The organism is Vibrio sp. HENC-03, from assembly GCF_000305755.2.
GTDB lineage: Bacteria > Pseudomonadota > Gammaproteobacteria > Enterobacterales > Vibrionaceae > Vibrio > Vibrio owensii.
This window is the reverse complement of record NZ_JH976127.1, coordinates 137,375-161,033: the sequence shown is the minus strand read 5'-3', so window position 1 is coordinate 161,033 and position 23,659 is coordinate 137,375. Positions and strand designations below refer to the sequence as shown.

Below are 23,659 nucleotides of genomic sequence, written 5' to 3'. Positions count from 1 at the left end.
CCCTATGTTAGAAGTCTCTAACCTAACTGCGATCCGTGATGACAGGGTCCTGTTTGAAAACCTGCAATTCGAAATCAAGCCTGGTGAATTGGTCCAGATTGAAGGACGCAACGGCACAGGCAAAACCACATTGCTGCGTATCGTGACAGGGTTAGGGGACAGAGAAGAAGGCACAATCAAATGGAAAGGCGAAGAGGTTGAAAAATCTCGTGACGTTTTCCATCAAGACCTTCTGTTCTTAGGGCATCAAACTGGCGTTAAACGCGAACTTACCGCGTTTGAAAACCTGCGCTTTTACCAATCTATCCATAATAATCGCTCCTCAGATGAAGAAATCTTTGCTGCTTTAGCCCAAGTAGGGCTTGCGGGTCGAGAAGATGTGCCTGTAGCACAGCTTTCTGCTGGCCAACAGCGTCGTGTGGCGTTGGCAAGGCTTTGGTTAAGCAACCAAATCCTATGGATTCTGGACGAACCTTTAACTGCAATCGACAAACAAGGCGTGAAAGTGCTAGAGGCACTGTTTGTTAGCCATGCTGACAATGGCGGCATCGTCGTGCTAACCACGCATCAAGATATGTTTGCAGACAGCCCGAAACTTAGAAAAATAAAACTGGGTGATTGATATGATTTCGGCCATGACAACCATTATTCGCCGCGAGCTTCTGATCGCATTTCGTCGTCAAGCGGACATTTTGAACCCATTGTGGTTCTTCATCATTGTGATCACACTTTTCCCTCTTAGCATCGGTCCTGAGCCTAATTTGTTAGCACGTATTGCAGCTGGCATTGTTTGGGTTGCTGCTCTGCTGTCCGCCTTATTATCATTAGAGCGTCTATTCCGTGATGATTTTCAAGACGGCGCACTAGAGCAAATGATGCTAATGCCAATTCCATTGCAACTTGTTGTGATTTCTAAGGTCATAGCTCACTGGTTGCTAACGGGATTGCCTCTGATTTTAATCAGCCCATTGTTGGCAATTCTGCTTTCTCTTGATTTCAACACTTGGCTGTCTGTCGTACTGACTTTAGTGATTGGTACGCCGACGTTGAGTTTTATCGGTGCCATTGGTGTGGCACTGACGGTTGGGTTGCAAAAAGGCGGCGTTCTTTTGAGTTTGCTCATTCTTCCGCTCTACATCCCAATTCTGATTTTCGCTACGTCCGCGATTGATGCTGCAGCACTAGGTATGGCGTATAACGGACAACTGGCGATTTTAGGCGCAATGTTGATGGGGGCTGTCACCCTCACACCGTTTGCTATCAGCGCAGCACTGCGAGTTAGTGTTAACTAACTCAATAAATGCGATTTAAGCGACGTTTGATCAAAGAATTATTATTAAAGCACTGCTACGGTCTCGGCCCTCTGGACAGTGTCCCTGAAGTAAGAGTGAGAACTTAACATGTGGAAATGGCTACATCCTTATGCCAAGCCTGAAGCAGCTTATCACCTGAGTGGTAAGTTCCTACCTTGGTTTTCTGTATTGGCCCTCGTATGCCTAACAGTTGGTACTGTCTGGGGCCTTGCATTTGCGCCTTCTGATTACCAACAAGGTGACAGTTTCCGAATTATCTACATCCATGTACCTTCGGCTATTTGGTCGATGGGTGTTTACATGTCGATGGCCATTGCCGCGTTTATCGGCTTGGTTTGGCAAGTGCGCCTGTCTGACATGGCAGCACTGGCTATGGCGCCGATCGGTGCAGTATTCACCTTTATTGCTCTACTAACGGGTGCCGTTTGGGGCAAACCTATGTGGGGTACTTGGTGGGTATGGGATGCACGTCTTACTTCCGAATTAATTCTTCTATTCTTGTACCTTGGTGTTATTGCACTTTACCACGCATTTGATGACCAAAAGACCGCCGCAAAAGCCGCAGGTATTTTGGCTATCGTTGGTGTGGTGAACCTACCAATTATCCACTTCTCAGTTGAGTGGTGGAACACGCTTCACCAAGGCGCGACTATCACCAAATTTGAAAAACCATCGATCTCATCCAACATGCTTTGGCCTTTGTTGCTGAACATTTTTGGTTTTGCGTTCTTCTTTGGCGCGGTAACGATGGTGCGCTTCCGTAACGAAATTATCAGCAAAGAGAGTCATCGCCCTTGGGTGCAAAAACTCGCAGCTGAAAAAACTCAGTGAGGTAATTGATTATGCATTTTGATTCTCTGAGCGAACTATTTGCCATGGGTGGCTACGCAGGTTACGTATGGAGCGCGTTTGGTATTACTTTCTTATCTATGCTCATTCTTTTGATTTCGAGTATCCGCCGTGGGGATGCGTTGTTAAAAGAAGTGAAAGCGAAAATTGATCGTCAAGCGCGTATCGACGCGGCGAAGAATATGGAGAACACGTTATGAACCCGAGACGTAAAAAGAGGCTAGGCATTGTTTTAGCGATCTTTATCGGTATTAGTGCAACCATCGGTTTGATGCTTTACGCACTGAACCAAAACATGGATCTATTCTACACGCCGACGGAATTAGTAAACGGTAAGCCAGACGGCACAAAGCCTGAGGTAGGCCAGCGTCTACGTATTGGTGGTATGGTTGTTGAAGGTTCAGTTCGTCGTGATCCTGAATCTCTAAAAGTAAGCTTTGAGCTGCACGATGTCGGTCCTGAAGTGACCATCGTTTATGAAGGTATCCTTCCTGACTTATTCCGTGAAGGTCAAGGTATCGTTGCTCAAGGTGTTCTTGAAGACGCAACAACCGTAAAAGCTTTTGAAGTGTTGGCAAAACACGATGAAGAATACATGCCACCTGAGATTGCAGAAGCGATGAAGAAGACTCATGAGCCTTTGCAGTACACAACTGAACAAAAACAAGGAAGCGGCCAATGATTGCTGAAATCGGTCACTTTGCCCTCATACTCTCGCTAGCAATGGCATTGTTGCTCAGCGTATTGCCGCTATGGGGTGCATCAAACAACAACACGATGCTGATGAACACAGCACGACCGCTTTCGTGGTCGATGTTCATCATGCTATTTTTCTCTTTCGTTATTCTGTGTTGGGGTTTCTACACCAACGACTTTACGTTGCAATACGTAGCAAGTAACTCAAACAGCCAATTGCCTTGGTACTACCGTCTGACTGCGGTTTGGGGTGCGCACGAAGGTTCATTATTGCTTTGGGTACTTATCCAAGCAGCATGGACAGTGGCGGTTGCTACTTTCAGTCGTGGCATGCCACAAGAATCGGTTGCCCGTGTACTTGCGGTAATGGGCATGATCTCAGTGGGCTTCCTGCTGTTTATCATCCTGACGTCAAACCCATTCCTACGCACGTTGCCGTTCTTCCCGGTCGATGGACGTGACTTGAACCCACTTCTTCAAGACCCAGGTTTGATCGTTCACCCACCTATGCTTTACATGGGTTACGTAGGCTTCTCGGTTGCGTTCTCGTTTGCAATCGCATCTTTGATGACTGGTCGTCTTGATACAGCTTGGGCTCGTTGGTCTCGTCCTTGGACAACAGCAGCTTGGGTATTCCTAACACTAGGTATCGCGCTAGGCTCTTGGTGGGCTTACTACGAACTTGGCTGGGGTGGCTGGTGGTTCTGGGATCCAGTTGAAAACGCATCATTCATGCCTTGGCTAGCGGGTACAGCGCTGATGCACTCTCTAGCGGTAACCGAAAAACGCGGTACATTTAAAGCTTGGACAGTTCTACTGGCGATCTCGGCATTCTCACTAAGTTTGTTGGGTACCTTCTTGGTTCGTTCCGGTATCTTGGTATCGGTGCACGCGTTCGCGTCTGATCCGTCACGCGGTATGTTTATTCTAGGTTTCCTAGTCTTCGTAATCGGTGGCTCACTCCTGCTATTCGCAGTGAAAGGGGCAGCGGTTCGCGTACGTGGTAATTTCGATTTGGTATCGCGTGAGAACGCGCTACTTGCTAACAATGTACTTCTGATTGCTGCGCTAGTCGTCGTATTGGTTGGTACCTTGTTGCCATTGGTTCACAAACAAATTGGTCTTGGTTCAGTATCTATCGGTGCACCATTCTTCGACATGCTGTTCGCATGGCTGATGATGCCGTTCGCCTTCCTACTAGGTATTGGTCCTATGATTCGTTGGAAGCGCGACAATCTATCTAAGCTTATTAAGCCAATGGTTGTTTCTGGTGTGCTTGCTTTCACACTAGGTGCGGTGTGCGTATTCCTGTTCGCAGACTTCTTCTCAGTGATGGCTTACATCGGTTGGGTAATGGCAATTTGGATCATTGCAATGCATGGCTTTGAGTTGTACGAGCGTGCTACTCACCGTCATAGCTTCGGTGAAGGTGTTCGTAAACTTCAACGTAGCCACTGGGCAATGATGCTTGGGCACATTGGTCTAGCCGTTACTGTAATTGGTATTGCGATGGTGCAAAACTACAGCATCGAGCGTGACGTGCGTTTGGCGCCAGGTGAGCACTTCAAGATTTACGGTTACGATTTCTACTTCTCAGGTCTACGTGACAAAGACGGTCCAAACTACGATGGTTACATCGCGGACTTTGAAATCACCAATGACGGTAAGTACGTGAACACGCTACACGCTGAAAAACGTTTCTACCGCACGGCGAAGTCAATGATGACAGAAGCAGCTATCGACCGTGGTATCACTCGCGACTTATACATCGCAATGGGTGAGCGCCTAGACGATAACCGTTCTTGGGCAGTACGTATTTACTACAAACCATTCGTTCGTTGGATCTGGGCTGGTTCATTGATCATGTCTTTAGGTGGTGCGCTTGCTATTTCTGATAGACGTTACCGCTTCCGCAAAACGGCTAAGAAAGACGAAAAGTCAAAGCTAGCGGAGAAGGAGGCATAAGAAATGAATAAGAAAGTCCTATTTATCCCGTTGGTGGCGTTCATGGTACTGGCGGGTATCTTCGCAACTCAGTTGGTTCGTAACCAAGAGGGGGACGATCCAACAAAACTGGAATCAGTACTAGTAGGTAAGCCTGTGCCTGAGTTCCATCTGGAAGATTTGGCGGAGCCGGGCAAGCAATACGATCAATCGATCTTTAAAGGCGAACCTTTGCTACTTAACGTGTGGGCGACTTGGTGTCCAACGTGTTACGCAGAGCATAAATACCTAAACGAGCTTGCTGGTAAAGGTGTGAAGATCATTGGTATGAACTACAAAGATGATCGCAACAAAGCAGTGGGTTGGCTAAACGACCTAGGTAACCCATACCTAATCAGCTTGTTTGATGGCAGCGGCATGCTAGGTCTAGACCTTGGCGTATATGGCGCTCCAGAAACTTTTATCATCGATGCAAATGGCGTGATTCGTTACCGCCATGTAGGTGACGTAAACCCTCGCAACTGGGCGGAAAAACTAGAGCCGCTTTACACCAAGTTGGTTGAGGAGGCGAAGCAATGAGAAAGTTTATCTTAGCGGCATTGGCTGCAATGACATTCTCTCTTGCTGCCCACGCAGCGATTGAAGTTTATGAGTTTGATAACCTAGAGCAAGAGCAGCAGTTCAAAGAGCTAGGCCATACTCTGCGTTGTCCAAAATGTCAGAACAACACTATCTCAGATTCGAATGCGGAATTGGCTCAAGACCTACGCCACAAGGTGTACGAAATGACCAAAGAAGGTAAGTCCAAGGATGAGATCGTGGACTACATGATTGCTCGTTACGGTAACTTCGTAACGTACAATCCTCCGTTTACCTTTGCGACTGCAATTTTGTGGCTAGGCCCACTAGCAGTGGTATTAGGCGGTTTTGGTTTGATTGTGCTACGTAGCCGTAAATCCAAAGCAAAAGCAGTTCAAGCAAGCAATGAGCAATGGGACGAAGAGAAAGAAGCGCGCCTCAAATCATTACTTGATGAAGAGAACAACGGAGATAAGAAATAATGACACTATTTTGGGTTTCAACCGTTGTTCTTACGCTTGTGGCATGCGCATTGATTGCATTGCCACTGCTAAAGCAAAAAGCCAACAACGATGAAGTGTTACGTGATGAGCTAAACAAGGCGTTCTATAAAGACCGTCTATCTGAGCTTGCTGAAGAAACAGACGAAGGTCTGGTGGAAAGCGAAGACGATCTGATCTCGGATCTAAAGCAGTCGCTACTTGACGATATTCCGGGTGATAAAGCGCAAACAGAAACAAAGGTTTCTCCTATTGCAGTCTTAATCCCATCAGTCATTCTGACAGTAGTTTTAAGCTACGGTTTATACTACAAATTTGGTGCATCTCAAGATGTGATCAAGTGGCAAGAAGTCAACGAGAACCTACCAGAGCTTTCTAAAAAGCTAATGTCTGCGTCATCTGAACCTTTGAGTGAAGATGAAATGGCTGACCTATCTTTAGCACTGCGTACTCGTTTGCATTACCAGCCTGAAGATTCAACGGGGTGGTTGCTACTAGGTCGTATCGCTTTAGCTAACCGTGACGTAACGACTTCTATTGATGCAATGGAGAAAGCGTACAAGCTAGAGCCAAAAGACCCAGATGTTCAACTTGGTTATGCACAGGCACTGATGCTTTCTCAAGACGAGATGGATCAAGCAACGGCTCGTTCTCTGCTTGGTAAACTGATGCAGCAGGATTACGTTGATCTACGTGTATTCTCGCTACTAGCGTTTGATGCATTTGAGCGTCAAGACTTCCCGGCGGCAATCAAATACTGGGGTATCATGCAGCAAATGATTGGTCCAGAAGACAGCCGCTACGAAATGCTAGGCCGCAGTATCGAAAGCGCGCGCAAGCAAATGGGCGAAGCGGTTTCTCCAGACAAGAGTGTGGCGGTGACGATTAACGTTGCGCCAGAAGCTCAGTTGGATCCAAACGCGGTATTGATCGTTTCAATCCACCGTGCAGACGGTTCTCCGATGCCAGTTGCAGCAGCTCGCTACCCATTAGGTACATTCCCTCGTACAGTGGTACTGGATGATGGTAATGCGATGATGGACGGACAGAAGCTTTCTTCTCTAGAGAAGCTGATGGTTCGCGTTCGTGTCGACTCTGATGGTAACGTGGCGACTCGTGACCAAGATTGGCACGGTGAGAGCGCTGTGGTTGATTTCGGTCAGCCAGTTGAAGTGATGATCGATAAGCAGTATCAATAAGCATAATCGTCTCTGATATTTGACACTTAGTGATTGCCATCTCTGTTTTGTGGTATGACTAGCAACTATCGAGTAGAATGAAAAAGGCCAGCGATTGCTGGCCTTTATTTATATACCCAAGTGACTTTTCTTTCGGTGCTTTCCGTACATATATCAAAAGGTTGCTTAGGTATATTAATAGTCGTTATGGAACGAAGAATGTATAACAAGGGTAAATCCATCTTCTTGTTACTGTTCGCAGTTGGACTGGTTGGCTGTTCAAGTGCGCCCGAGGAGGCAGTAACTGAAGAAAACGAAACTAATCAAACGACTTCTGATGCTTATGATCCATTAGAAGGCTTCAACCGCGCAATGTGGGACATCAACTACGATTACTTAGACCCGTATTTGGTTCGTCCGATCTCTCTTGCGTACGTGGATTACACACCAGTGCCGGTTCGCTCTGGTATTGCTAATTTCTTAGCAAACTTAGATGAGCCAGCAAGTGTGGTAAACAACCTTGTTATGGGCAATGGCACCAAAGCCGTTGATCACTTTAACCGTTTTTGGATTAACTCCACGTTCGGCATTTTCGGTTTGTTCGATATTGCAACGGCCGCAGGTATTACTAAATACGACAACAAAGAATTTAGTAGCGTAGTCGGGCACTATGGCGTTGGTAACGGCCCATACTTTATGATTCCTGGTTATGGTCCATATACGCTACGTGAAGTGACAGATACTGTAGATGGTATGTATGTCCCCTTGTCTTACCTTAACTTCTGGGCGGGTCTTGGTAAGTGGGCACTAGAGGGCATGGAGAAACGTGCGCTATTGGTTCCACAAGAAGCACAGCTTGAAGCATCTCCAGATCCATATGTGCTAACGCGTGATGTTTACTTGCAGCGTCAAGATTTCAAAGCGGAAATCAACAATGTTGATGAAGTGGATGAAGACGAAGAAGCATACTTGGACGAGTATTTAGAAGAAGACTTCTAATCGCTTCAGCAAATAGCAAAATAAAAAGGCTTGGTTTTCACCAAGCCTTTCTTTTTTGTCGGTCACTTTCTTTTATCGAGAAATAGCGTTCAGATTAGAACGTGTAGTTCGCTTGAACACCGATTAGCCATACGTTACCAGTTACTTCACCTGTAAACGCGCCACCTAGAAGAGCTGCTTCGTTATCAGACGCATCGCGAGGTTCGCTGATAGATGCATCTTTAGCAAAGATGTAAGTGAAGCCTGCGTCTAGCGTTAGGTTTTTAGACCATTCGTAACCAGCACCAACACTTAGCCATAGACGATCAGTTTCTGGAATAGTCGTTGTACGGTACTTGTCATCAACCGCTGACATGTCGTAAGCAACGCCTGAGCGCAGTGTCCATTTTTGGTCAAGCTTGTAAGTAGTACCTACAGCAAAGCGGTAGTTGTCTTCCCAGTTTTCAGATTTGATTAGATCTGATTTGTCTGGGAAATCTGCCACTAGCTCTTTAAAGCTGCTCCAATCAGTCCAGTTAATGCTCGCGTGAACTGCTAGTTGGTCACTTAATTGGTGGAAGCTTGCTAGTTCCGCTGTTGCTGGCAATGTTAAGTCCATTGAGCCTGCTTTTTTAGCGTTAGGGTTGATTGGGTTGAATGCCCAGCCCGTTGCATGACCTTCTAGTGTTAGATCTACTGCTGATTTGTAAGCAAAGCCAAGGCGGTTGTTGTCATTGATTTGCCAAGCTGCACCAACTTGCCAACCCCAAGCGGTATCGTCACCTTCCATGTATTTTAGCGTTGTTTGAGGCTTTAAGTTCTTAGAAGGAATTGCAGGGAAATGGTTTGGTACTGATGCACCAATGCTGCCGTCTGCGATGATGTAACGAATACCACCACCAATGCTTAGCGCTTCATTCAGTTTGTAAGCCGCGTTCAGGTTAGCTTCCATCGACGTTACGCTCGCTTCGTTACCAAAGTTAGCCGCCGCGAAATCTTTACCTAGATCCGTTTCCATACCGTAGTTAGTACCAAACGCTAGACCAATAGCAAACTTGTCGTTGTACTGATGAGATAGGTAGAAGTTAGGGATAACAGCGTCGTGTGCAAAGTCATGAGAGCTTGCTGGAAGAGTCGCACCACCACCAACATGCATTTGACCGTCAACATCTACATTTGGGTTTACGTAAATAGCGCCAACAGACACTTGTGTGCCTTCTAGGTAAGTTAGCATTGCTGGGTTACGCCATTGTGCACTTGCGTTATCAGCCATTGCTGCTTCACCAGCGTATGCACGACCTAGACCTGTCGCAGAGTATTCTGCAAGTTGGAAACCTGCTGCGTTTGCAACGCCTGAAGTACTAAGTAGGCCGAATGCCACTGCTGTTGATAGGAGAGTCTTGTTGGTTTTCATTGTAATGTTCGCTGAGTTATTTATAACGTGGAGCGAAAGTTTACGACTAGAGTTATTACTTTAAAAATGAAAAGCCAATAAAACAGTGTTTTCAGTCCTATAATCTATTTATATAGAGATATGTAGATGATCTATCTAACTGTAACGGCCGTGTGAAAAAATTTCAGCGAACACCTGTGAGTCATAATTATGGCTTTTGATTACACGTGTGCGCCCAATCTCGGTGAATGGAAAACAATAGATAAGAAAAAAGGCTGGAATTCCAGCCTTTTATATAGAGAGTACTTATATTAGCTTGTCGCGTAATGCTTAGAAGCTGCGGCTGTACTGTAAGCCGAATAGAATCGCGTCCGCACGAGTCGTTGCTTCGATTGTGCTGCCTAGGCTAGAAGTTTCGTTAACTTTAACGTCTTCACCCAATAGGTATGTAAAGCCGATATCAACATTTGATGCGTTATCAATGTGGTAAGTTGCACCTGCTGAGAACCATTGACGATCTGAGTCAGGCACTGATACTGATGTCTTCTGGTCTTGTGCACTTGTGTCGTACATGTAACCAGTACGAAGTGTCCAGTCAGAGTTCATGTAGTAAGTACCACCGATCGCGTAATGCCAACCGTCTTGCCATTTGTATTCGTTAAAGGTGTAGTCACCGCCGTTTACAGTACCGTCTAGAGTATCGAATGCGCTCCAACCGATCCATTGAACGCTGTAGTGTACTGCGAATTTAGTATCTTGAATTTTGTGGTAACCAGAGAATTCTGCCATATCTGGAAGAGGTAGCTTCAACTTACCATCAGAGTCTTTAGCGCCTGCTGGTGCGTAAGTGATATCGCCTTCAGCTTCGATTTCTGGACTGTAACGGTAAGAGAAACCGAAACGGTTATTTTCATCTAGCTCGAATACTGTACCTAGGTTAAAGCCAACGCCAAAACCCGCTGCATCAGCGTCTAGAAGTGTAGTGCCTTTAGGGATAGGGTTTAGACCTGGAACAGTAAAGCCAAGTTTACGTTCTAGTTTACCCGTACCGTAGATAAGGTCGATACCTGCACCAAAGCTCCATTGGTCATTCAAGCGGTAAGAACCTGCAACGCCAAGGTTTACGCTTTTCACGTCAGTCAAGCCACCAAACTCAGACCATGTTAGGTCATTGCTGAATTCTGTTTTTGTACCGAAGTTAGAGTATGCGTTTACGCCCCATGCAAACTTGTCGTTTACTGGCACGATAAGGTGGATGTTCGGTGCTACAGACGTACTGCCGATATCGTCATAATCTGTACTATCCGATACTAGGCCACCAAGAGCTTTGTAGTTTACGTTTTTTGCTGAGATATCAGTAGTGATAGTTTCAAAACCTAGCGACAGTTCCATTTTGTCAAATAGAGCCATTGCTGCTGGGTTACGAGCCATTACAGATGCGTTATCTGCAATTACTGCATCACCTGCGAATGCACGACCGATACCAGTCGCTGATTGTGCGTTTAGCTGGAAACCAGCTGCCATTGCTTGACCAGATGCCATTGCAACCGTCACTGCTAGGAGAGTCTTTTTAAACAGACGCGTATTCTGAGTCATTATTTATTCCTTATTAGTTTCGTCTCTTTGGACGATAAGTTGAGCTTTTGCTCAGTGGCGCAGATAGTAGTATTAAGAGTGGACCATACAAATCCGACCATTGGATAAATTTGAATAAAAATTGCAGAAATGATGTCTAAATGTCGGGAAATTGCACCTAAAGTGCATAATTTAGAGTTTTGACTCTAAACTCAATAGGTGGGGTGAATGTTTCGTTTTGAATTTATAAACAAAAAGCCGCTAAATTTCGAAATTTAGCGGCTTTTGACTGTTTAGTAATGTGGTTTCGATGAAGTTCTTACATCGGTTCCATCATAGGAGCGAGTTTCGCTGCGATGGCTTCGACGTCTTCACCACTGTTACCAACAAGAATCATACTTGCTTTACCTACTGGTTTCACAACGCCGCTCATACCATCTTTATCAAAGTCGACTTTCTGTTCGCTCTTCACGTCAGTAACAAACATGGTTACTTTGCCTTCTTTACCTTGAAAAACCATATGAAGGGCGTTTGACTCACCAAAGCCGCAATGGTTTAAGTAGTAAACATGGTACGGAAAGCTACCGTTAAGTTGATAATGGAACGGCATCATTTTCGCGTTTACTTGCTTGCTTGAAACATCCTCATCGAGGTTGCGTACAAATGACTCTTCCGCCACCACGTGTTTCATTGCGGTATCTGCTAGGCTCGCTTGAGCTGGAGAGACAATAACGTTCCCCCAGTTGATTTGACCTACCAATAAACCAGCAGTAAACGCAACCGATGCAGCCAGTGCCATCGCTTTACGAGCAAAATTCGGTCTTACCACTTTGTCGTCATCTAGCGCGTTTGACGTTTGGCTAAACAGAATTTTGTCGGCAAGGTCTTCAGGCACATCCACATTCATGGCTTGCTTGATTTTAAGGTCGAGATCCAAAACGTCATCAACAAACTTGCTGTTAGCGTCGTTCTCAGCTAAAGCTTGCAGAATCTCTTCATCCTTCTGTTTTGGATCCGACAAAATACGACGACGAAATTCTAAATCATCCATTTTTTTGTCCTCTCTGAGTATCTTGAGAATCCAACATCTCTTTTAATTGATTACGGGCACGGAATAGGCGCGTCATTACTGTGTTCTTGTTTAAATCAAGAATGTCACCGATTTCTTCTCCACTGAAACCGCCTACAACTTGAAGAAATAAAGGTTCACGGTATTCGACGTCGAGCTTCATGATCTGAGCTTGCAGCCATTCCTGTTGATGATGTGGGTCATCGCTGACTTTAGCATCATTGCCGTAGTCATCGATATCAACCAAATCAAATTGTTTACGCTCGAAGCGGCGTGCGTTTTCTCGTCTTAATATGGTAATAAGCCAAGATTTTGCAGCCTTTTCATCTTGAAGACTATCCAGCGACTTCCATGCACGCAGACAGGTCTCTTGAACCAAATCTTCTGCAACCGCCTTATCCTTGCACAACCAGTAAGCGTAGCGATACAAGTCTCTGTGATAGCCCCGAACAAGAGCTTCGTATTTTCTTTGTCTGTCCATATCAGAGTTGACCGGACTGTTGGAATTTTTCTTTCCAAACATTTTAAATATTGCCACAGGAGCCTCCGTCTTGCTCTGTGAGGTCATAGTTCGATTTGACTACATCTGTATGTAGTTTAGCAGCAGCACAATATACTTCTTCTACGATCAAGCACTTATTTGAAGTGATGATAATTTATTCTATATCGTTTTAATGGGGGTACTTTCCTACACCTTTTTTTGGGCGATTTGAAGTTATTCGAACTTTGATACGGTGGGAACTCGTAAAATCGCCATAAAATTGATCTATTTCAAAATCTCGCGCAGTGAAGGGGCTATAGTACATCTTGTCATCTAGTTAGTCATTGACGACTAACATGTTGAGCAAGATGACACTTCCTTTTGAAGGCTGACTTTACTTTCTCCTAATCAGGAAACTGATTAATTTTACAATTGGCGTATGTTAATTGTTTTATAGATATTCCGACCACACAGTTTTGTGTGGTTTTTTTTTGCTTCAATTTTACCTTCCGCACACTTCTCCTCTGTTTTACTCACTATAGTTAATCATTCTTAATCGCCTAAGAATCAATGAACTAGAGCAATAGATCTACTCGCTTCACGTTTATTTAAACGCACGTTTGATAAATTTAACAAACTGATTACAATGCATCAGGTCAGACCTCTTGTATTTAAGGAGAAACAATGGGCAAGCAGGAAGTGAAAACACGCCACGGTGAACGTGTTGCTATTGTCGCAGGGCTACGAACCCCCTTTGCTCGTCAAAGCACTGAGTTCAGCCAGGTGCCAGCGGTCGATTTAGGCAAAATGGTAGTGAGCGAAATGCTTGCTCGCACAGACATCGATCCGAAACTCATCGAACAAGTGGTATTTGGGCAAGTAGTTCAAATGCCAGAAGCGCCAAACATTGCACGTGAAATTGTGCTCGGTACAGGAATGCACATCCACACTGACGCTTACAGTGTTACTCGCGCGTGTGCGACCAGCTTCCAAGCTGCAGTCAACGTTGCTGAGAGCATTATGGCGGGCAGCATTGATGTTGGTATCGCGGGTGGTGCGGACTCTTCATCTGTTCTACCTATTGGTGTTTCTAAGAAACTTGCCGCGAACTTGCTTGCGCTAAGCAAAACCAAAACGCTGGGTCAAAAGCTCAACATTCTTAAAAAACTCAGCTTTAAAGATTTAATGCCAGTACCGCCAGCGGTAGCTGAGTACTCGACGGGTCTTTCAATGGGTCAAACTGCCGAGCAAATGGCGAAGTCACATGGCATTACTCGTGCAGAGCAAGATGCTTTGGCACACCGTTCTCACTCTCTAGCTTCGCAAGCTTGGAAAGACGGCAAGATCCAAGACGAAGTGATGACTGCTTTCCCAGAGCCTTACAAAAAGTGGATCTCTGAAGATAACAACATTCGTCATGACTCGACATTAGAGGGCTACGCGAAACTGCGTCCGGCTTTCGACCGTCAATACGGCAGCGTAACAGCCGCGAACAGTACGCCATTAACCGATGGTGGTGCGGCAGTGATGCTAATGCGTGAAGGCAAAGCGAAAGAGCTTGGTATGGAAATACTTGGCTACATCCGCGGTTATGCATTCTCTGCCATTGGTGTGGAAATGGACATGCTAATGGGACCAACATACGCGACAGCAAAAGTGTTGGAGAACACCGGTCTAGAACTTTCAGATCTGACGCTTATCGATATGCACGAAGCTTTTGCTGCTCAAGCATTGGCGAACGTGAAGATGTTTGCTTCTGATAAATTTGCCCAAGAAAACCTAGGTCGCTCGAAAGCGATAGGTGAAATCGACATGGATAAGTTCAATGTTCTTGGCGGTTCCATTGCCTACGGTCACCCATTTGCCGCAACTGGCGCACGTATGATGACGCAAACGCTGCGTGAGCTTAAACGTCGTGGCGGTGGTCTTGCGTTGAATACCGCATGTGCCGCAGGTGGTCTTGGTGCAGCAATGATTTTGGAGGTTGAGTAATGAGCGAGCAAAAAGCATTTAGTCTAAAGATTGATGAGCAAAACATTGCTTGGCTAGCCATCGATGTGCCAAACGAGAAAATGAACACGTTGCAAGCGGCGTTTGCAGATGAGATGAAAGAGATCTTCGCTCAACTCAAAGACACCAGCGGCGTGAAAGGGATGATCATTCATTCCCTAAAACCAGATAACTTTGTTGCTGGTGCCGACGTTCGTATGCTTGAAGCGTGCACAACGGCGAGCGAAGCAGAAGCATTGGCTAAGCAAGGTCAGGAGTTATTCCAGCAACTGTCTAATCTGCCTTATCCGGTTGTTGCTGCGATTCACGGCCCATGTTTAGGAGGCGGTTTAGAGCTTGCGCTAGCGTGTGACTACCGTGTGTGTACCGATTCCGATAAAACGCGTCTTGGTTTGCCTGAAGTTCAACTTGGTTTGTTGCCTGGTTCTGGTGGTACTCAGCGTCTTCCTCGTCTGATTGGTCTGTTGCCTTCGTTAGACCTCATCCTTACAGGTAAACAACTGCGTGCGAAGAAAGCGAAAAAACTTGGCGTTGTTGATGCGTGTGTACCAGAAACGATTCTTCTTGATGTAGCTAAGCAGCTTATCGAAAAAGGGAAGAACAAAGGTAACAAGAAGCAATCGACAAAAGAGAAGTTGATGTCGGGCAGTGGCTTAGGTCGTAAGTTTGTATTCGAGCAAGCCGCGAAGAAAACCAATGAGAAGACCCGCGGTAACTACCCAGCAACGGTTGCGATTCTCGAAGTCATTCAGCACGGTCTTGAAAAAAGCTTTGCTCAAGGTCAAGAGCTTGAAGCGAAGCGCTTTGGCGAATTGGTGATGAGCTCTGAATCAAAAGCATTGCGCTCTATTTTCTTTGCTACCACTGAAATGAAGAAAGAAAACGGCGCGAAAGCAGAGCCAGCTGCTGTCAACAGAGTTGGCGTGTTGGGTGGCGGTTTAATGGGGGCAGGCATCAGCCATGTTTCTGTTGCGAAAGCGAAAGTGCCAGTACGTATTAAAGACGTCAGCAATGATGGCGTGCTTAACGCGTTGAACTACAACTACAAGTTGTTCGAAAAGCAGCGTAAGCGCCGCATTATCTCGAAAGCGGGTCTGCAATCTAAAATGCTGCAACTTTCGGGTGGTATCGATTTTACAAGCTTTAATCATATTGATGTGGTTATTGAAGCGGTGTTTGAAGATCTTGACCTTAAGCAGACGATGGTTGCAGATATTGAAGCGAACACAAAACTAGAGACCATCTTTGCGACCAACACGTCTTCGCTGCCAATTCACAAAATTGCAGAAAAAGCAGAGCGTCCTGAAAACATCGTCGGTCTGCATTACTTCAGTCCGGTAGAAAAAATGCCACTGGTGGAAGTGATTCCTCACGAAACTACGTCAGAAGAGACCATTTCTACCGTTGTTGCACTTGCGAAGAAGCAGGGCAAGACACCAATCGTAGTGAAAGATAAAGCGGGCTTCTATGTAAACCGCATTCTTGCGCCTTACATGAACGAAGCTGCGCACATCTTGCTGGCAAATGAGCCAATCGAACAACTTGATGGAGCGCTGCTTGACTTCGGTTTCCCAGTCGGTCCTATCACCTTGTTGGACGAAGTCGGTGTGGATATCGGTGCTAAGATCATGCCGATCTTGGTTAACGAATTGGGCGAACGATTTAAAGGTCCAGACGTATTCGACACACTACTGAATGACGGTCGTAAAGGTCGTAAGAGTGGTAAAGGCTTCTACACCTACAAAGGTAAGAAGAAAGAAGTCGATAAGTCCGTGTACAAGCTATTGAACCTGACGCCAGAATCGAAGCTGAGCGACAACGACATTGCACTGCGTTGTGTACTGCCAATGCTAAACGAAGCGGTTCGCTGTTTAGACGACGGTATTATCCGTTCTCCACGCGATGGTGATATCGGTGCGATCTTTGGTATTGGTTTCCCACCATTCCTAGGTGGTCCATTCCGTTACATGGATCAATTCGGTTTGAAAGAACTGGTTGAGAAAATGAACGAGTTTGCATCGAAATACGGCGATCGTTACGCGCCATGTGATGGCTTACTCACTCGCGCGGGTGAAGGTCGTAACTTCTATGATTAATGGCTAGTGCTAAAAAGAGAAAGGCTTGCGTGATGCAAGCCTTTTTTGTATTTGAGGTTATGAGACATTATTTCTTTTTGTCTTTTTTACCCTTGTCGTGGCCTTTGCCTGGGTTGTCGTCACCATGAACGCTTGCGTTACCTTTGTGGTCTTTGTCATGCTTGCCTGATGAACAGTCATCAGACTTAATTGATACGTTATCACCATCAAGGCGCAAACAGTCGTCACTTAGCTCAAAATCATCACCTTTAATTGTGATATCAGCGTAAGCAGCAGGTGCAAGTGGCATTAGTACAGCAGCAATTAAAAGTAGCTTTTTCATGTATTCCTCGTGTTTGCGAATTTATTGAACAAGGTAATTACAGCATAAACTAAATTACTACTTTTACCATTTTATGCCATTTCTACCATTCTTTCTCTCATCCGAGACCGAAGTCTTTCGGGCGTAGCTGAAACTCTTCTATCGAGCCAATTTCTAAACCAAGATTGATACGCGGTGCGTCCTCATGGGCGATGCCTTGTGAATGCATTACCAAACGATTAGCAGTACGAGGTTTAAGCTCATTGACTACGAAGCGAATCATGTCAGTGCGAGTTAACTCTTTAAGTTCTTCCAACACTTTTTCACGCTGATTAAAGTCGGTGTCTTTGTTACCAATTGCTACCCATAGGCGCTGCGCTCGCCCGCGTAATGTGGTGTCAGGCGTTGCAATTTGGTTCCACAATCCGCGTTTACTGCTGTGCCACTGGTATTCATTGAGCTCTAACAGCACCATGTAGAACGCATTTAAAAACTCATCGATTGAGGTAACCAGTTCGGCTGGTGCAGCATTCGGTGACTGCACATAAAGCACAATCCCCGGGTGGCGGTTAAGCGGCATGTTCCCCGTGCCAACCATGTAGCCTAGCTGTTGTTTAGTTCTGATTTCATGGAAGAAGGTTGCTGACATTAAGTGATTCGCCAGGGAATAAAGCGCGATATTACGCGGCGAGATATCTTCACATTGATGATAAATCACCACTGCTGAGTCTTGCTGGTTACAGTTCACTTCGCGTTGGAAACTGCCGTTTTCACCCAGCATGACGAGTGGGCGAAGCGCTTCTTCGTAACGTTGTTCTTTTACGCGCAATGCGTCTTTCAATGTGTTTGCCATGTCATGAGCTTGCTGACGCTGCCAATCGCCATAAACAAACATTTCAACATGTAGCTCAGCCAGAATCGATTCAACGAACACTGACAGCTCATCTACTTCAATCTCTTCCAATGCTTCAACCAATGTTGCGAATGGTGGATTGTTCGGTTGGAGTAGACCTGTTAGTGCATTAAAAAGTTGGGAAATAGGTCGATCTTGCGATGAATTCCGCCAATTGCGTAATAGTTGCTGCTTAATGGTCTCAAAGCGAGCAGGGCTGAACTCACGTGCAGCAAAGCGATGCAGAATCATTTCCAGCAGCTGTGGCAGCTTCTGGCTAAAACCCGATAATGTCAGCGTGACGCCACCTTGGTGGGCATACATGTTGTAACCCATACCTGCGATTTCCGCTTGATAAGTCTCTTTGGCTAGAGAATCGAGGAACATCTCAACACATAGGCGCGTTTTTACAATGTTTTTCGGTGATGCTACCGCGTGTGAACTATCGATAGCGACGTAAACGACGCCTTTTGGTACTCGGAATTCATCGTCTTGCAAGTGCCATAAACGGAAGCCTTCTACATCCTCCACCAACTCCGGCAATGAGCCACCGTTTTCAAACGGTTTTGGATCGAGTTCGTAGCAAATGTATGGGTTCTTTTCTGGGAGAACGAATTGCCAACTTGGGTCGATTTGTTGATAGAAACGGCGCTGCTCTTCGCTGAACGGCGTTACTGAGTAAGGCGTGAAGTACCACTCTGCGGTTTGGTTGTATTCCAAGCCTTTCGCTATCAATGTAACGCGAACGTTTTCAACCGAAAGATATTGAAGTAATGAGCGTTGAAGCGTTTCATCATAGCCTGCCATTTTGTAGTCACCATAAACCGTATCTTCCGGTTGATAGTGCTGCATGTTGATCACCAAATGGCTGACCAAATCCATTGGACGTGATGGCTCTTGGAAGCGAAAAGCAGATTCCAACACCGCTTGTTTTTCCAAGTAGCGCCACTCATCCATACCATCTTGTTTGATCATAGAGAGATATTGGAATACCGCTTGAACGATGTCATCGATATGGTCCAAGCCGTTTGGCGTCAGTGTGCAACTTACGGTGAAATCGCGGTAGTTACTGCCACTCGCACCGCCGCCTGCAGAAAGGGAGGTAATCCAGCCTTTCTCTTTGAGTTGAAGCATTAGACTGCCTTCACCCTCGTAACCCAACAGGTGAGCAAAGTAGGAGAGGGGCTTCACGCTATAGTGCGCGTCCATTCCCGGCATTGGGAACGTGAGAATCAGTTTACGGAACTCTTTGATTGGCTCGACTTGAACCAAGATGCCTGTGCTGTCTTCAGTACCAATAGGCACATCGATCGACTTGCCGCGTAGTTGGTGATTTGGAATGTCGGCAAACATGGTTTCTACCCATGCTTGCTGCTCATCAAGAGATTGCGGACCAAACAAAGTCAGCGTCATCAAATCAGCGGAATACTGTGAGTGGTGAAATTCAACTATCTCGTCGCGGATGGATTTGCCATCGCGATCGCCGAGTGTATCTAAGTTGCCGACAGAAAATTTTGAAAACGGGTGCTCTGGGTTGATGACTTCTTTGTTGACTTGATACAGACGGCGAGAATCGTCATTCAATTTGAGCTTGTATTCGGAATCGACCGCTTGGCGTTCTTTGTCTAACGCTTCTTCGTTAAACAGTGGTGCGGTAAAGAATTGGCTGAAGCGATCAAGCGCAGTTTCAAAAGCAGTTGGTGTGACATCGAAGAAGAAACAGGTGTGCTCGGTGCCCGTCCAAGCGTTGTTGGTGCCACCATGTTGACTAATATAACTTTGAAACTCGCCCACTTTAGGGTATTTTTCCGTACCCAAAAAAAGCATGTGTTCTAGATAGTGTGCCAGACCTTGGCGATCCATCGGATCATCGAAGTGTCCAACGTTTACTGCTAGGGCTGCTGCCGACTGTTGAGCCGTGTCGGAATGAATCAGCAACACGCGCAGAGCATTACTCAATGTAATGTAGCGGTATTGATTTGAATCGTTTGGACTTAGGTGCACGATGCGTCTCCAGATTTCGCATTACAGTAATTATGATCCCCGAGTGGGGAGGCGCAAAGTTTGCGCTTCGACAAATACTGCTTGCCGCATTTTTGTTATTCGTAAGAGTACTGCATAAGCCCATCAGCAAATTGCTATGGGGTTCGAGCTATTTGAAGGAATGCACTGAGTTCATAACTTCATCGTAGAATGTGATGAACTGAGTATATTCTTTTTAATAGATTGTTAAGAAAGTCGCTATCTTTAGCAAGCGAATTGGTATAATGAACCGATAATTATATCAGTATTTTTGTTTCGACATTATTAAAGTTAGCCCGCTATCCGTATAAAGATAGCAGTCAACCTTTTGGTAGCGTTAGCTATCCCTAGGAAATAACATGAAAATATTTATCTTGCGTCACGGTGAAGCAGAGCATTTTGCGAACACCGACGCAGAAAGACAACTGACCCCAAGAGGCAGAACTGAATCGGAAGCAGTTGCCCGAGCATGTAAAGAGCAAGGTTTTGCTCAATTCGACAAAGTGCTGGTGAGTCCGTACATTCGAGCGCAGCAAACTTGGCAAGAAATCAGCGCACATTTTTCGGCTAAGAGCATCGAAACGTGTGAAGACATCACGCCTTACGGTCAATCCGACCAAGTGTTTGATTTCGCTAATGCGTTGATTGAAGTTGAGAAGCTTGAATCTCTTTTGTTTGTATCGCACTTACCGCTGGTGGGCTACCTTACCTCGGAATTTGTGAAAGACATGACGCCACCAATGTTCCCGACATCAGGTTTGGTGTGCATTGAATTTGATCCGCAAACACAACGCGGTGAAGTGCTTTGGCATATCACGCCATAGAGCACCACCTCTCGGGATGATGACTCGAGAAAAAACAAAAAGGCAGGGTTAACCTGCCTTTGTCGTTCTTGCTCGTCAGCGAAATACTGTCGAAGTCGGTGAGTTATTTTTCTGGAATGGACAGCAGCACCAGTAGGGCACCATCGCCGCCAAACTCTAGAGGCGCTTGGTGGAATGCCATTACGTCTGGGTGTTGAGCTAACCAAAGCGGCGCTTTCTGCTTCAGAATGTGCTTACCGATGCCGTGTTGCACACACGCACAGTGGATTTCGTTTTTCACGCAGTACGCGATCATCGCACCGAGTTCTCGCTTGGCTTCTTGTTGTGTCATGCCGTGCATGTCTAGGAAAACGTCAGGCACGTACACGCCACGACGAAGACGTTTCACTTCATAAGTGGACACATCGTCACGGGCATAACGAGTTGGTCCCTCTTCATTAAGAAGCGGAACAAACTCATCAGAAAAGTAAAACTCAGAATCACTCGCTTCACGGTTTGAGCGTGTGATTTCTTTTTGCTTAGTATTTTTTTTTGGTTGCTGGATTATGGTATCCTGTCGCAACTTTTTTACGCCCTGTACTGCATCCTTAAACAAGGCGAAATCGTCATCGTGTTCGGTGTCTTTTTTGCTCATTAGGTAAACAATTTCATTTTTACAATTTATGGCAGTATTGTAGCGCTTTTCGGAGGCAATTTTGGATAAGATTTTTGTAGAAGAGGCGGTATCGGAGCTCCATACCCTTCAAGATATGATTCGTTGGACGGTAAGCCGCTTTAACGCAGCTAACCTGTTTTACGGTCATGGCACTGATAATGCGTGGGATGAAGCAGTTCAGCTTATCCTGCCAACATTATACTTGCCGATTGATGTGCCTCCGCACGTATTGAACTCTCGCCTTACGACAAGCGAGCGTCTGCGTATTGTTGAGCGCGTAGTAAAACGCATCAACGAGCGTACACCAACTGCATACCTAACCAACAAAGCATGGTTCTGCGGTCTTGAGTTCTTCGTTGATGAGCGTGTACTTGTGCCACGTTCTCCTATCGGCGAATTGATTCAAGCGGAATTCCAGCCTTGGTTGGTGGAAGAGCCTACGCGCATCATGGACCTATGTACGGGTTCTGGCTGTATCGCGATTGCTTGTGCGCACGCTTTCCCTGAAGCAGAAGTTGACGCGATCGACATCTCTACAGACGCTCTACAAGTGGCTGAGCAAAACGTACAAGATCACGGCATGGAGCAACAAGTGTTCCCAATCCGCTCTGACTTGTTCCGCGATCTTCCAAAAGAGAAGTACAACCTGATCGTGTCTAACCCACCTTACGTGGACGAAGAAGACATGAACAGCCTACCAGACGAGTTCACGCACGAGCCTGAACTAGGTCTAGCTGCTGGCACTGACGGTCTAAAACTGGTTCGCCGTATTCTTGCTAATGCGCCAGACTACCTAACAGACGACGGTATTCTTGTATGTGAAGTCGGTAACTCAATGGTCCACATGATGGAACAGTACCCACAAATTCCATTCACTTGGATTGAGTTCGAGAACGGTGGTCACGGCGTATTCATGCTAACGCGTGACCAGCTGGTTGAGTGTGCAGAAGAGTTCAAACTGTACAAAGACTAAGCTCGTCGAAACAGAACCGTTAAAAATAATGAAAACACCGAGCCCAGTGCTCGGTGTTTTTTTATCCGCTTCGCACTGAGCTCGGAAAATTTCGGCTGTTTTGTTTTTTCCGCCAAATCGGGCTTTACATCAAAACGTAATACCGCCACTATGATTCCACGAAGAATTGAAAAGCAGTTGCGCTCATGGAGAGCGTGGCGACAAGAACTTGAGGAAGTAATGGCAGGAAACAGTATCGGACAACATTTCCGAGTAACGACATTCGGAGAAAGTCACGGTATCGCACTAGGATGTATCGTAGACGGATGCCCTCCAGGTTTGGAAATCACTGAGGCAGATCTGCAAACGGATCTCGACCGTCGCCGTCCTGGCACATCACGTTACACTACCCAACGTCGTGAACCGGACGAAGTAAAAATTCTTTCTGGCGTATTTGAAGGTCAAACTACAGGCACTTCAATTGGCCTGATGATCGAGAACACAGACCAACGTTCTAAAGACTACTCAGACATCAAAGACAAGTTCCGTCCAGGACACGCTGATTACACTTACCACCAAAAATACGGTGTGCGCGATTATCGAGGTGGCGGCCGTTCGTCTGCTCGTGAAACGGCAATGCGTGTGGCAGCTGGTGCAATCGCTAAGAAATACCTGAAAGACGAGTTTGGTGTGGAAATCCGCGCTTACTTGTCGCAAATGGGTGACGTTTCAATCGATAAAGTGGATTGGAATGAAATTGAAAACAACGCGTTCTTCTGCCCTGATGCAGACAAAGTAGAAGCGTTTGATCAACTTATCCGTGACCTGAAAAAAGAAGGCGACTCTATTGGCGCAAAAATTCAGGTTGTGGCAACGAACGTACCTGTTGGCCTTGGTGAACCTGTATTTGATCGTCTAGACGCAGACATCGCACACGCGCTAATGAGCATTAATGCGGTGAAAGGCGTGGAAATCGGCGACGGTTTTGACGTGGTAAGCCAAAAAGGCAGCGAGCACCGTGATACGCTTTCACCAGGAGGCTTTGGTAGCAACCACGCAGGCGGTATTCTTGGCGGTATCTCTACTGGCCAAGATATTGTTGCAAACATCGCGCTTAAACCAACCTCAAGCATTACGGTTCCGGGTGAAACCATCACTAAAGAAGGTGAACCAACTCAGTTGATCACTAAAGGTCGTCATGATCCATGTGTGGGTATCCGCGCCGTGCCTATCGCAGAAGCGATGCTGGCTATTGTCGTTATGGATCACTTGCTACGTCATCGTGGTCAAAACCATGGCGTACAAACCGAGACTCCAAAGATTTAAGTTTGCAGCTTAACTCGATAGAAACG

Annotated in this window: 22 protein-coding genes; 15 read left to right on the top strand and 7 right to left on the bottom strand. The window is 46.0% G+C overall.

The annotated features are described in order from the left end of the window. The first annotated feature begins 4 nt into the window (after positions 1-4). From ccmA to VCHENC03_RS05240, 10 genes are all read left to right on the top strand, one after another. The gene (ccmA, locus tag VCHENC03_RS05195) at positions 5-622 is read left to right on the top strand and encodes a cytochrome c biogenesis heme-transporting ATPase CcmA (RefSeq protein WP_020197085.1); all 618 of its coding nucleotides are present in this window, start codon (positions 5-7) and stop codon (positions 620-622) included. Position 623: 1 nt separating this feature from the next. Then, the gene (gene ccmB, locus VCHENC03_RS05200; protein WP_005438746.1) at positions 624-1,292 is read left to right on the top strand and encodes a heme exporter protein CcmB; all 669 of its coding nucleotides are present in this window, start codon (positions 624-626) and stop codon (positions 1,290-1,292) included. 108 nt (positions 1,293-1,400) lie between these two features. Further along, entirely contained in the window at positions 1,401-2,144 is a 744-nt protein-coding gene (locus VCHENC03_RS05205; RefSeq protein ID WP_009707361.1) for a heme ABC transporter permease, read from the top strand. An 11-nt stretch (positions 2,145-2,155) separates the two neighbouring features. Then, complete coding sequence (ccmD, locus tag VCHENC03_RS05210) at positions 2,156-2,362, top strand: heme exporter protein CcmD (RefSeq protein ID WP_005433154.1); 207 nt, start codon at positions 2,156-2,158, stop codon at positions 2,360-2,362. After that, complete coding sequence (gene ccmE, locus VCHENC03_RS05215) at positions 2,359-2,844, top strand: cytochrome c maturation protein CcmE (RefSeq protein ID WP_005438749.1); 486 nt, start codon at positions 2,359-2,361, stop codon at positions 2,842-2,844. Before ccmD ends, ccmE begins: the two co-directional genes overlap by 4 nt. Then, positions 2,841-4,823: a heme lyase CcmF/NrfE family subunit gene (locus VCHENC03_RS05220; protein WP_009707360.1), complete on the top strand. Its 1,983-nt coding sequence runs from the start codon at positions 2,841-2,843 to the stop codon at positions 4,821-4,823. The genes ccmE and VCHENC03_RS05220 overlap by 4 nt, the downstream gene beginning before the upstream one ends. A 3-nt stretch (positions 4,824-4,826) precedes the next feature. Continuing rightward, positions 4,827-5,381, top strand: coding sequence for a DsbE family thiol:disulfide interchange protein (locus VCHENC03_RS05225; RefSeq protein ID WP_005433114.1), 555 nt, complete (start codon positions 4,827-4,829; stop codon positions 5,379-5,381). After that, positions 5,378-5,863: a cytochrome c-type biogenesis protein gene (locus VCHENC03_RS05230; protein WP_005433110.1), complete on the top strand. Its 486-nt coding sequence runs from the start codon at positions 5,378-5,380 to the stop codon at positions 5,861-5,863. Before VCHENC03_RS05225 ends, VCHENC03_RS05230 begins: the two co-directional genes overlap by 4 nt. Next, positions 5,863-7,080 carry a c-type cytochrome biogenesis protein CcmI gene (ccmI, locus tag VCHENC03_RS05235; RefSeq protein WP_009707359.1) on the top strand — a complete coding sequence of 406 codons (1,218 nt, stop codon included), beginning with the start codon at positions 5,863-5,865 and terminating at the stop codon, positions 7,078-7,080. The genes VCHENC03_RS05230 and ccmI overlap by 1 nt, the downstream gene beginning before the upstream one ends. A 198-nt stretch (positions 7,081-7,278) precedes the next feature. Further along, positions 7,279-8,058, top strand: a complete 780-nt coding sequence (locus VCHENC03_RS05240) for an MlaA family lipoprotein (RefSeq protein ID WP_009707358.1) — start codon at positions 7,279-7,281, stop codon at positions 8,056-8,058. A 94-nt stretch (positions 8,059-8,152) separates the two neighbouring features. Here VCHENC03_RS05240 and VCHENC03_RS05245 read toward each other — a convergent pair whose 3' ends face one another. From VCHENC03_RS05245 to VCHENC03_RS05260, 4 genes are all read right to left on the bottom strand, one after another. Further along, positions 8,153-9,451, bottom strand: a complete 1,299-nt coding sequence (locus tag VCHENC03_RS05245; RefSeq protein ID WP_009707357.1) for an outer membrane protein transport protein — start codon at positions 9,449-9,451, stop codon at positions 8,153-8,155. Positions 9,452-9,760: 309 nt separating this feature from the next. Further along, the gene (locus VCHENC03_RS05250) at positions 9,761-11,026 is read right to left on the bottom strand and encodes an outer membrane protein transport protein (RefSeq protein ID WP_009707356.1); all 1,266 of its coding nucleotides are present in this window, start codon (positions 11,024-11,026) and stop codon (positions 9,761-9,763) included. Between the two features lie 298 nt (positions 11,027-11,324). Next, positions 11,325-12,056 (bottom strand): DUF3379 domain-containing protein, encoded by a 732-nt coding sequence (locus tag VCHENC03_RS05255; protein WP_009707355.1) that lies wholly within the window; start codon positions 12,054-12,056, stop codon positions 11,325-11,327. Next, positions 12,049-12,597, bottom strand: coding sequence for a sigma-70 family RNA polymerase sigma factor (locus tag VCHENC03_RS05260; RefSeq protein ID WP_020197092.1), 549 nt, complete (start codon positions 12,595-12,597; stop codon positions 12,049-12,051). Before VCHENC03_RS05260 ends, VCHENC03_RS05255 begins: the two co-directional genes overlap by 8 nt. 642 nt (positions 12,598-13,239) lie before the next feature. On the opposite strand from VCHENC03_RS05260, the gene fadI reads away from it, so the two are divergent. Next, positions 13,240-14,547: an acetyl-CoA C-acyltransferase FadI gene (gene fadI, locus VCHENC03_RS05265; RefSeq protein WP_005433092.1), complete on the top strand. Its 1,308-nt coding sequence runs from the start codon at positions 13,240-13,242 to the stop codon at positions 14,545-14,547. Beyond that, entirely contained in the window at positions 14,547-16,661 is a 2,115-nt protein-coding gene (fadJ, locus tag VCHENC03_RS05270) for a fatty acid oxidation complex subunit alpha FadJ (protein ID WP_009707353.1), read from the top strand. Before fadI ends, fadJ begins: the two co-directional genes overlap by 1 nt. A gap of 67 nt (positions 16,662-16,728) precedes the next feature. On the opposite strand, the gene VCHENC03_RS05275 is transcribed toward fadJ, so the two are convergent. After that, positions 16,729-16,983 (bottom strand): hypothetical protein, encoded by a 255-nt coding sequence (locus tag VCHENC03_RS05275; protein WP_009707352.1) that lies wholly within the window; start codon positions 16,981-16,983, stop codon positions 16,729-16,731. Positions 16,984-17,080: 97 nt separating this feature from the next. Then, a complete protein-coding gene (locus VCHENC03_RS05280; protein ID WP_009707351.1) occupies positions 17,081-19,858 on the bottom strand; it encodes an insulinase family protein in 2,778 nt (925 codons plus the stop codon). A gap of 377 nt (positions 19,859-20,235) precedes the next feature. On the opposite strand from VCHENC03_RS05280, the gene sixA reads away from it, so the two are divergent. After that, positions 20,236-20,700, top strand: coding sequence for a phosphohistidine phosphatase SixA (sixA, locus tag VCHENC03_RS05285; RefSeq protein WP_005438776.1), 465 nt, complete (start codon positions 20,236-20,238; stop codon positions 20,698-20,700). A gap of 103 nt (positions 20,701-20,803) precedes the next feature. On the opposite strand, the gene smrB is transcribed toward sixA, so the two are convergent. Further along, complete coding sequence (gene smrB, locus VCHENC03_RS05290; protein WP_009698558.1) at positions 20,804-21,334, bottom strand: endonuclease SmrB; 531 nt, start codon at positions 21,332-21,334, stop codon at positions 20,804-20,806. 61 nt (positions 21,335-21,395) lie between these two features. Between smrB and prmB the strand changes: the two genes are divergently transcribed. Beyond that, the gene (gene prmB / locus VCHENC03_RS05295) at positions 21,396-22,328 is read left to right on the top strand and encodes a 50S ribosomal protein L3 N(5)-glutamine methyltransferase (RefSeq protein WP_005433096.1); all 933 of its coding nucleotides are present in this window, start codon (positions 21,396-21,398) and stop codon (positions 22,326-22,328) included. Between the two features lie 219 nt (positions 22,329-22,547). Beyond that, positions 22,548-23,633, top strand: a complete 1,086-nt coding sequence (gene aroC, locus VCHENC03_RS05300) for a chorismate synthase (protein ID WP_009707349.1) — start codon at positions 22,548-22,550, stop codon at positions 23,631-23,633. The last annotated feature ends 26 nt before the right edge of the window (positions 23,634-23,659 follow it).

Excerpts from the sequence above, each read along its gene's own strand:
- VCHENC03_RS05255 (WP_009707355.1), bottom strand. The coding sequence starts at position 12,056 with ATGGATGATTTAGAATTTCGTCGTCGTATTTTGTCGGATCCAAAACAG.
- VCHENC03_RS05250 (WP_009707356.1), bottom strand. The coding sequence starts at position 11,026 with ATGACTCAGAATACGCGTCTGTTTAAAAAGACTCTCCTAGCAGTGACG.
- aroC (WP_009707349.1), top strand. The coding sequence starts at position 22,548 with ATGGCAGGAAACAGTATCGGACAACATTTCCGAGTAACGACATTCGGA.
- ccmA (WP_020197085.1), top strand. The coding sequence starts at position 5 with ATGTTAGAAGTCTCTAACCTAACTGCGATCCGTGATGACAGGGTCCTG.
- VCHENC03_RS05275 (WP_009707352.1), bottom strand. The coding sequence starts at position 16,983 with ATGAAAAAGCTACTTTTAATTGCTGCTGTACTAATGCCACTTGCACCT.
- VCHENC03_RS05205 (WP_009707361.1), top strand. The coding sequence starts at position 1,401 with ATGTGGAAATGGCTACATCCTTATGCCAAGCCTGAAGCAGCTTATCAC.
- smrB (WP_009698558.1), bottom strand. The coding sequence starts at position 21,334 with ATGAGCAAAAAAGACACCGAACACGATGACGATTTCGCCTTGTTTAAG.
- VCHENC03_RS05230 (WP_005433110.1), top strand. The coding sequence starts at position 5,378 with ATGAGAAAGTTTATCTTAGCGGCATTGGCTGCAATGACATTCTCTCTT.
- VCHENC03_RS05220 (WP_009707360.1), top strand. The coding sequence starts at position 2,841 with ATGATTGCTGAAATCGGTCACTTTGCCCTCATACTCTCGCTAGCAATG.
- fadI (WP_005433092.1), top strand. The coding sequence starts at position 13,240 with ATGGGCAAGCAGGAAGTGAAAACACGCCACGGTGAACGTGTTGCTATT.
- ccmD (WP_005433154.1), top strand. The coding sequence starts at position 2,156 with ATGCATTTTGATTCTCTGAGCGAACTATTTGCCATGGGTGGCTACGCA.
- sixA (WP_005438776.1), top strand. The coding sequence starts at position 20,236 with ATGAAAATATTTATCTTGCGTCACGGTGAAGCAGAGCATTTTGCGAAC.
- ccmI (WP_009707359.1), top strand. The coding sequence starts at position 5,863 with ATGACACTATTTTGGGTTTCAACCGTTGTTCTTACGCTTGTGGCATGC.
- VCHENC03_RS05245 (WP_009707357.1), bottom strand. The coding sequence starts at position 9,451 with ATGAAAACCAACAAGACTCTCCTATCAACAGCAGTGGCATTCGGCCTA.
- ccmE (WP_005438749.1), top strand. The coding sequence starts at position 2,359 with ATGAACCCGAGACGTAAAAAGAGGCTAGGCATTGTTTTAGCGATCTTT.
- VCHENC03_RS05260 (WP_020197092.1), bottom strand. The coding sequence starts at position 12,597 with ATGTTTGGAAAGAAAAATTCCAACAGTCCGGTCAACTCTGATATGGAC.
- VCHENC03_RS05225 (WP_005433114.1), top strand. The coding sequence starts at position 4,827 with ATGAATAAGAAAGTCCTATTTATCCCGTTGGTGGCGTTCATGGTACTG.
- VCHENC03_RS05240 (WP_009707358.1), top strand. The coding sequence starts at position 7,279 with ATGTATAACAAGGGTAAATCCATCTTCTTGTTACTGTTCGCAGTTGGA.
- ccmB (WP_005438746.1), top strand. The coding sequence starts at position 624 with ATGATTTCGGCCATGACAACCATTATTCGCCGCGAGCTTCTGATCGCA.
- fadJ (WP_009707353.1), top strand. The coding sequence starts at position 14,547 with ATGAGCGAGCAAAAAGCATTTAGTCTAAAGATTGATGAGCAAAACATT.